The sequence below is a fragment of the Trichococcus sp. genome, assembly GCF_049589555.1.
In the GTDB taxonomy this organism is placed as follows: Bacteria; Bacillota; Bacilli; order Lactobacillales; family Aerococcaceae; genus Trichococcus.
Genome location: NZ_JBAWAZ010000103.1, coordinates 1 through 9,210, shown reverse-complemented (window position 1 = coordinate 9,210; position 9,210 = coordinate 1). Strand labels below are relative to the sequence as shown.

The window sequence follows — 9,210 nt, the reverse complement described above, 5'->3', positions numbered from 1 at the left end:
TTGCGTTTTAATATTGAACAAGCTCCCCGGCGAATTTCGCCGGGGAGTTTGTTCGTATTACTGGAGGTGGTGTCCTCCGACCAAGACAGTGCTCGCCGGAGGACATGCTCCCAATCATTACTCACCTCCGGCCCACGGCTGGCCGCCGGAGGTAGTGAGGCTTCCGAACTCTTCAGCTCCGAAAAACCCATCCTCCTCGGAACTGAGATTCCTCAGAAATGTCCGAACTCCGGCGAAGCCGTCGTTCACCGAAGGAGAGCGTCAGCTCCGGTGAGCAGGTTTCTGCCCGGAGGAGAGTACTGCGCCGGATAACTAAACTCCGGGGAGAGAATGCTGGCCGGAGGAGGTTGCGTGGCAAGCGGCTGTACTCCGGCGAAGCCGAAGTGGTCGGAGGTGATGATGTTTTTGGACGTTTTCCTCCGGCAGGGACACCCCTCACCGGAGGAATGCAACCGTCAACTCCGGATTGCTGCGAAAATAATCATATGATCAGAAACATTTGTTCTGAATACAATATTGTATTTTTTTGATATGTAAAAGGTTTCATAAGTTTGTGATGATATGTGTACTGAATGAATTGGGTTATAATGAACCGGATAATGCTGATTTCGGATCAATTATGATTTTTAAGTATGGATTCTAAACTAACGAAATAATTTGAAAGGACTAATTATGGAAAATATAGTGATCGTGATCCCTTCATTGGAACCGGACGCCAAGTTGCTGGAGCTGCTTGCTTCCATCCGGAAACGTGGACAAACTTGGCCAATTGTTATAGTGGATGATGGAAGCGGCGACGGGTATCAAGCCTTATTTGATGTAGCTGAAAAGGAGTACGCTTGTGAGGTGCTCCGCCATGCGACGAACAAAGGCAAAGGGGCTGCAATAAAAACAGCCATCCGTCATATCTTGTCCGAACGTAAAAAGGCAGAATACATCGTGACCATCGATTCGGATGGCCAGCACACGCCGGATGATATGATCAAGTGCATCCAGGCGGCGGAAGTCCACGAAAATGCCCTGGTTCTCGGCGTCAGGGACTTCAGTCAGAATATCCCATTGCGCAGCAAATTCGGGAATCTGTTGACGCGGAATGTGATGCGGCTGATGACCGGCATCGACATCAAGGATACGCAAACCGGCCTGCGGGTCATTCCGGCTCTTTTCATGGAAAGACTGCTTGAAATTCCAGGCGATCGGTTCGAATATGAGACCCAAATGTTGCTCGAAACGAAGCGGAATGATTGGAAAATACATTCTCAAGAAATTTCAACGATCTATCTCGACGAAAATGCGTCTTCGCATTTCCGGGTCATCGCCGATTCGATCGCCATCTATGCTGTTTTCTTCAAATATTTATTGTCGTCCATCGCTGCGTTCCTGTTGGATGTGGCTGTCTATGCGCTCTTGATCCGCCTGCTGAAGGCTGTCAGTCTTTATTCAATCGGTGTGTCTTCAGTCGGCGCAAGGGGAGTGTCCGCTCTGTTCAACTATTTTGTGAACAGAAATATGGTTTTCTCAAAAAATTCAGGGCACAGTGGCTTTCTGAAGTATTTCGCGTTGGTGCTCATTCAAATTTTGTTGTCCACCAATCTGGTGTACTTCGGACATCTGCTTTTTCCGCGCTTCGATACCGTTCCGATCAAAATAATGGTGGACGGGCTTTTATTTTTTTTCAGTTACTATATCCAGAAGAACTTTATCTTCACGAGGTGATAAGTATGCAACTTAACAAGAAAATTTTATATTTTTCAGCATTTATCCTTACCGTGATTTATCTTGTCTGGAGAGGTCTCTACACACTCCCCTGGGATGGATCCGTTTTTGCGCTGGTATTCGGGATCCTGCTGTGGATCAGTGAGATATTGTCCAATTTTACTGCTGTGATCCTGATCTGGAGCAAGAACAGTTCCAAAGAAATCAGCAAGCCGGATGTGTCTCCGGAACAATTTCCTGATGTCGATGTCTTCATCGCTACTCATAACGAAGAGGCTTCGTTATTGCTGAAAACCGTGAATGCAGCCGTGAACATGGCGTACCCGGATAAATCCAAAGTCCATATCTACTTAGCGGACGATGCGAACCGGAGCGAGGTTGCTGAGCTCGCGAACCAGTTTTCGGTCGGTTATATCGGGCTGGAAGGCAATAAACATGCTAAGTCCGGCAATTTGAACAATGCTTTAAAGCACACGCAATCGCCGCTGATCGCTACTTTTGATGCAGATATGATCCCGTACTCCGACTTTTTGTTGGAGACGGTGCCTTATTTTGTGGATGATTGGGTCCAAAATGCGGATCTGGAGAAGCAAAAGCCGTTGGGATTGATCCAGACGCCTCAGAGTTTCTATAATGCCGATCTGTTCCAGTTCAATCTCTTTTCCGAGACCTCGCTTCCGAATGAACAGGATTTTTTCTCCAGGGAAGTCAATGTCCTCAACACTGCTCAGGACGCCGCTATCTATACCGGATCCAACACGCTGATTCTGCGGAAAGCAATCGATGAGGCTGGCGGTTTTCCTACAGGCACCATCACGGAGGATTTTGAACTGGGGGCAAGAATCAATGCGGAGGGCTATCGGAACATTTCCACAACCGAACCGTTGGCAAGCGGCTTGACGCCGACCGACATCCCAAGCGCAATCAGGCAGCGCATCCGCTGGGGCCGGGGCGTCGTTCAAAGTGTGCATAATCTGCGCATTCTTACGAACAAAAATCTTACATTCAGACAGAAATTGGTTTTCCTCAACAGCTATTTGTATTGGTGGGCTTTTATCCGAAGGTTGCTTTATATAATGGCACCGATCCTCTTTACCGTCTTCGACGTGAAAGTTGTCGACGCTGATTTTTGGACGTTGCTGCTTTTTTGGCTGCCAAGCTATTATTTCATCCATCTTTCGATGCAGGATCTCTCCAGCGACATCCGGACGCAGCGATGGGGCGAGGTCCAAGAAACCATATTCGCCCCTTATATGATTATGCCTGTTTTCTTGCAGGAGATCGGAATTAAGGAGACGCGCTTCAAAGTGACCAACAAAGCGGCTGTGCAATCAAAGAAAGATATACTGTATATGCTTCCGCACCTGCTGCTGTTGTTGCTGACCGTGATTGGGATCGTAAAGTTCAATTACGGCAAATACGGTTCGGAGATATTTTACGGCAGCGTCATCACTTTTTGGTTGTTGACGCACTTGTTCAATCTCACTTTTTCGGTCCTGTTCTTTTTGGGCAGGCCTGCCTATAGGAAATCGGAGCGCTTTCTGGCGGAAAATCCTATCCTGGTGAGCTACGACAGTCAAGAATACCGGCTGATGACGAAAAATAACTCGGAGCATGGCTTGTCTTTCTTTTCTGCAGATCCGTTGTATTTCCCAGAAGAAGCCGTGCTGCATTTCACGGTTGAAAAAAATGAGTACAGAACGCGCCTGACCGGTAAGGTGGTCCGGGTTTACGAGGAACATGGCGGCTGGGTTTACGGTGTGGAATTGGAGGAGATTCCTTTTGAGGAGTACCGCCAATATTTGTTGATCATCTATGATGGGTTCAATCGCAGCCTGCCCCAATTCCGTGATCCTTGGGTGAACTCCTTTGATCGCTTGATCGACAATCTCAATAGAAGGTCCGGCGGCCGTGAAGACAGAGGCAGTTCTGCAAGCAAGTTTCCGATTATCCAAGTCAATGAGCAGATCGACGTTTCGGGAATGGAGTTTTTGATCCGGCGCTTCAATTATCACCATTTCTACATCTCTTCCCAGCAGGATCTCTCCAAGAATGGCGCTTTTCAAGTTTGCATCGATGGTGTTCCGTTCGATTTGAGCTATGTCACCCGAAATGATGATGAGTACACCTTTGGAATCGAGAATTTGGCTGTGTTGATGAAGGACGCTTCCTTTGAGGCGTTGCTGCAAAAATGGCGCAACAAAGTGGGAGGGGTTCGATGATTTTGATTCTATTGCGCACGGCGCTGTTCATTCTTTCCATTTATGGCTTCAAGTGGTTGCTGCAGCAGGCTCTCTCTTTCGATCCGAAAATCGGTTGGATCGCTGCCTGCTGCTTGAATATCCTCATTTTGTATTTCGGAGCCTTCGCAGGCCTGCTTGCGCCGACAGCAACAGGCCTCGCCAGTACAGGTTGGTTGCTCGCCGGTTATGCATTGTACCGGAAGTTCAGGCAAAAACAATTGTTCAATCCGGGACTGCATTTGATTTCGATCGGCTTGCTGTTTTATTTCCTGATCTTCGCATCGACGCTGCTGGAAACGAAGCTGGAGCATTACGATAATTTTTCGCACTGGGCGACAATCGTGAAGTTCTTCTACACGGAATCCAGATTGCCCAGTGCATCGGACGTTCTCATCAGTTTTGGTTCGTATCCGCCAGGCAGCTCGCTTTTTGTTTATTTCGCGGCCAAGATGATTGGCTACAATGACGGTGTCCTGCTGATGGGACAATTCTTGCTAATTTTCAGTTGTGTCATTTCGCTGCTCGCCCCTATCAGGGATGAGTCCCGAGGCTTGGTTGTGGCGATGAATTTCAGCATGCTGGCGATTTTTAACTATTTCAATATTTCCATCCGCATGAACAACTTGTTGGTGGACTTTCTGTTGCCGTTGTTGACTTTAGCCGGGATCGCCGGAATCTATAGCATGAGCGAAAATATCAAAGCGTTATCCGTATATTTTGTTCTGATCGCTTCGGTTTTGAGCCTCGTCAAAAACAGTGCTGTATTTTTTGTGGTGCTGCTATGCGGCTACTATCTCTATACGGTGATTGGTTCCCGGAACAGGTTCGGAAAAGTTTGGCATATTCCGGTCAACGTAGTGGCAGTATTTGGAAGTGCTCTGGTGCCGTATATCATTTGGGCGCGCCATGCCGGGGAGCAATTCTCCAGTTCCAAGCACGCAGTAAGTCTGAGCGGATACAAGCAGATCTTTTTGGAAAAAGATGCATCTGTCACTGCTGCGATAACCGAAAAGTTTTTGGCTGCGCTGACCGACCTTGCTACCATCCCGTTTCAGGGCATTATCCTGTTCCATATGATCATGATCAGTGCTTATCTCATCATTCGTTTCTTGATCGGGAGGAAGAACAGCCTCCTGCGCTGCACGCTATTGGTGGATCTGATTATCGCGGCTTACTATTCGGGGATCTATTTCATGTTCTTGTTTTCCATGCCTACGGAGGAAGCGCTCGTTTTGGCCGGATTTGAACGCTACGCCTCCAGCATCATCATCTTTTCGCTGGGGATCGCCATGATGGTGCTTTCCCGTGAGATTGACTACTCGTTGTTCGAGCAAGGAGTCAAAAACAGAAACCACCGCAGCTTCAGAAGCCTGACCACCAAGAAAATCTATCAGTTCAGCAGTGTGGGCCTGCTGTTCTTTGCGATGATAATGCTCCTCTCCGAAAATAACGGTATGAAATACAACAATGCACTTTATGAGGATTCTGTGCCGGATGCATTCTCCGAAATTTGCGGCAACCAGATGGTGATGAACGGTGAACGGTATTTAGTGATAAGCGCGGATAAGGAAGCTGTCGAAAACTATCTGATCAGTTACGTCGGTAAATATTATCTCTATTCCCCGAATGTGGATGCAGTCGAGAACCTGATCATGGATGACGAAGCTTTCCTGAATTTGCTGAAAAACTACGATAAATTTGTGGTGCTGGACGCTCATTACACTTTCGATGCGATGACCGAAAAATTGATACACAAACATTTTGAACCAGGGATTTATGATGTTGATGCTTATTTTCGAGAGAGCTGAGCAAAGTAGCGCTGGATAAGCATCAATCATCCTGAAAGAATTGAAAAGATAGGCAAATCCCCGATGAGTCGCTACTCAACGGGGATTTTTGATGCGTGGAATTGTAGTGCAGGAGAGCGTCAGCTCCGATGAGGCGGGCGCTCATCGGAGAACAGCCCTGTGCCAGATAGCTCACCTCCTGCGAGGGCAGCTTCCCCGGAGGACAAGCCCCAGAAATATGCGCCAACTACGATGACGGCGCCTCTCATCGGAGGAGAGAGCGCAAGTATGCTTGGCCGGCTGCTCCGGCCGCAAAAAAATAGCCCAACCCGGCGCATCCGGATTGGGCTAGCGATGAAAGTTCAGCATAAAACTTGGCCTTTCCCATGGTAATAGCCTTGCTGATAAACCATTCCCAGGTTTTTAAGCTTGTTGCTGATGCATTCCGACTCAACGCCTTCGACAACCAATTTAAGATTGTAACGATTGGAAAAGTTAAGCCAGTTATTCAAGAAAAAGAACATGCTGTCTTCGTTGGTGTTTCTGAAATCCAGCAGTGAAATTTTGATGGTATGAATATTTTGAACATTTTTTGATATCAATTCAAAGTTGTTTTGGCCACTGCCTATATCATCGATCGCCAATGAAAAACCTTTGTTCTTCAGATTTGAGATATAGTTTTGGAGGGCATCCGCTCCATCGGCCGGGTCAAATTCGCAGCAATGTTCAGTTAATTCGATCGAGACATTCTCTCTCATCGAGGAAATATTATCCAAAAATGCCCAAGTCGAAGGGTGCTGCAACTGTTGTGGATGCAGATTCAGCGACAGATTTGTGTTGCTGTGTTTGTCCACCAATTTTTTCAGTTCCCTAAAATAATAAGCCATCAACCTGGCATTACGTTCGTCCTTTTCAATGAACCACAGAAACATTTTTTCAGGGAAAGCCCGCAACTTTGTGGATCTTAATAAAATTTCATACCCATCGATAACATTTGCACGCGAACACAGCATGATTGGCTGACACACCAGGTATAAATCATCTAACAATTCCTGCATCTTATCCATTCCTTTTTCCCCCTTCCGATCACTGCAAACCAAACTGTCAAACTAAATTGGACCGAAACCTATAGTTAAATAATTCCACCGATTGAAATAAATGAAATCGGTTGATTATTCGATTGCATCTGTGCATAAAAAATCAATTGCCCTAAAACCATCAGCGACCGAAGGCGATGCCTCATCGCAACTGGGATGTGCCTTCTTTGAAGACGGCTCCCTTGCGCTCCCAGGCGACGAACCTGTTTTTGAACGCGTCTTTGGGAGTTTGTGCTGATTCTGTGAGCTTATACCTAATTCTACCGCCATGATTCCCATTTTGAGCAAATTAGTCCAAAAAGACTAACCGAACCGAATTGCAGGGGACAATTTTTTTTTTGGAATGGATTACAGTGTTCCGGCGGGAAGGTGCCTGCTCGGAGGTGGGTACCAGCTCCGAGCAGGTAGCTCATCGGAAGACAGACTTGCGCCGGCTAGGTCAACTCCGGTGAGCGAATGCTGGCCGGAGGAGGATGCTTGGTGCGGTGGCTGTACTCCGGCGAAGCCGCCGTGGTCGGAGGTGATGAACTTTTTGGATGTTTTCCTCCGGCGACAGAACCCTAACCGGAGGAATATGTCAGCTCCGACGAGGAGTGCGCTCATCGGAAGACAGACTGCGCCGGCTAGCTCAACTCCGGGGAGAGAATGCTGGCCGGAGGAGGAAGCGCGGCGGACGGCTGTAGTGCGGCGAAGCCGCAGTGGTCGGAGGTGATGATCTTTTTGGGTGTTGTTCTCCGGCAAGAGGACTCTAACCGGAGGAAACTGCCAGCTCCGATGAGCGGTTCTCTCATCGGAGGACAGACTTGCGACCGCTACTCAGCTCCGGGGAGCGAATGCTGGCCGGAAGTGGATGTTTTGCGGTTGACTGTACTCCGGCGAAGCCGCCGCGGTCGGAGGTGATAGTCTTTCGGGATTTTCTCCTCCGACGAAATGGCGGTTCACCGGAGGAACTCATTTCAGCCCAATTTGACATAGAGGATATGTTGATTAGCGCTACTAAATAGTGATATAATTGCACTTGAATACCCGCATTAGAATTTTAATGCGGATAATGAGGTGTAGACATGGTTGAAAAAAGCAAACTGATTGAGGAATTCGAAAAGCATGGTGGAGTGCTAAAAACAGCAGAGTTGAAAGCACTGGGTCTTAATAGTCGTCAAATAAAAAAACTTGTTGAAGAAGGCGAACTATCAAAGATAAAGCAAGGATACTATGAACTTGCGGATGAAGTGACTCCGGAAGAGATTATTATTGCGAGACTATTCCCTAATGCAATCATATTTCTCGAGAGCGCACTTCTCCATTACAACTATACGGACAGAATCCCGACCGCCTGGCAGATAGCGGTGGACCGAAACAGTGAAAAAAGTCAGTACGATATCGCCTATCCGCTGCTGCAACCTTTCTATCAAGAACCTAAATTTCTTAGCATAGGAGTTACAACGTTTGAAGTTCAAGGAGTGGAGGTCAAGATTTTTGATAGGGATCGTACCATCTGTGATCTTTTGCGTTATGAAAAAAAAATTGAAAGAGAAGTATTCTCAAATGCAGTTATGAGGTACGTCAAGGACCCGAAAAAAAATGTAAGGAATCTCTTTGAATACGCAGAAGCATTAAACATTACAAAAAAAATGCAATCACAGATAGGAAAGTGGCTTTTATGAATCCTTCAAGTGCTTCCATATTGGTAAGATTGAAAAATAGAGCAAAAGAAGAAGGCATTGCTTTTCAGCAACTACTGAACTTATTTTTTCAAGAAGAATTTATCTGAAGATTAGCCAAGAGTAATCATAGGGAGCAACTCATTCTAAAAGGCGGCTTTCTCTTGTACTCAATCAGTGGCTTCACAACGAGGCCGACAGTTGATGCCGATTATTTGTTAAAAAATCATTCGAATGAAATGGATTCCGTTGAAAAATTAGTTCGTTCAATTATAGAGCAAAAGAGCACGAATGAATTTATGGAGATTGCTATCCGTAGCATTGAAACCATCAGTGAATTGAAAGAGTATCACGGCATTCGTGTAAATCTGATAGGGTACCTGGGTAAAACAAAAACGCCCTTAGCATCGATTTTGGTATTGGAGAGATAATCGTTCCATCAGCATTAACCAGAACACTCCCTGTCTTGCTGGATGGTTTTGAAAAACCTACGATTCTCACCTATTCTCTGGAATCGACGATTTCGGAAAAATTGGATGCAATTATTCAGTTTATGGAATCGACAGGGCGGATGAAAGATTTTTATGATATATACTATTTGGCGACTTCATTTGACTTTGAAGGCGAAAAAATTCAAGAAGCCATCCATGAAACATTTTCAAAAAGAGGAACACCCTACGTGAAGGACTCCATACAGGTTATTGAG

The 9,210-nt window shown here is 46.4% G+C and carries 6 protein-coding genes and 1 pseudogene; 6 read left to right on the top strand and 1 reads right to left on the bottom strand.

Annotation, left to right across the window (positions count from 1 at the left end):
- Positions 1-672 precede the first annotated feature (672 nt).
- From WBV27_RS04435 to WBV27_RS04425, 3 genes are read left to right on the top strand one after another with little or no spacing between them, the layout of a single operon-like run.
- A complete protein-coding gene (locus WBV27_RS04435) occupies positions 673-1,716 on the top strand; it encodes a glycosyltransferase (protein ID WP_424199777.1) in 1,044 nt (347 codons plus the stop codon).
- Between the two features lie 5 nt (positions 1,717-1,721).
- Complete coding sequence (locus WBV27_RS04430) at positions 1,722-3,938, top strand: glycosyltransferase (RefSeq protein WP_424199775.1); 2,217 nt, start codon at positions 1,722-1,724, stop codon at positions 3,936-3,938.
- Entirely contained in the window at positions 3,935-5,767 is a 1,833-nt protein-coding gene (locus WBV27_RS04425; protein WP_424199773.1) for a lantibiotic ABC transporter permease, read from the top strand. Before WBV27_RS04430 ends, WBV27_RS04425 begins: the two co-directional genes overlap by 4 nt.
- Positions 5,768-6,108: 341 nt before the next feature.
- Here WBV27_RS04425 and WBV27_RS04420 read toward each other — a convergent pair whose 3' ends face one another.
- Complete coding sequence (locus WBV27_RS04420) at positions 6,109-6,813, bottom strand: EAL domain-containing protein (RefSeq protein WP_320164487.1); 705 nt, start codon at positions 6,811-6,813, stop codon at positions 6,109-6,111.
- 1,094 nt (positions 6,814-7,907) lie between these two features.
- Between WBV27_RS04420 and WBV27_RS04415 the strand changes: the two genes are divergently transcribed.
- The 3 genes and pseudogenes from WBV27_RS04415 to WBV27_RS04405 form a co-directional block, all read left to right on the top strand.
- On the top strand, positions 7,908-8,507 hold the full coding sequence (locus WBV27_RS04415) for a type IV toxin-antitoxin system AbiEi family antitoxin domain-containing protein (protein WP_424199770.1): 600 nt from the start codon (positions 7,908-7,910) through the stop codon (positions 8,505-8,507).
- Between the two features lie 122 nt (positions 8,508-8,629).
- A pseudogene (locus WBV27_RS04410) lies at positions 8,630-8,935 on the top strand (nucleotidyl transferase AbiEii/AbiGii toxin family protein); the annotation flags it as partial.
- Positions 8,911-9,210: nucleotidyl transferase AbiEii/AbiGii toxin family protein (locus WBV27_RS04405; RefSeq protein WP_424199779.1), on the top strand; the 300-nt coding region annotated here is incomplete at its 3' end. The pseudogene WBV27_RS04410 and the gene WBV27_RS04405, both read left to right, overlap by 25 nt.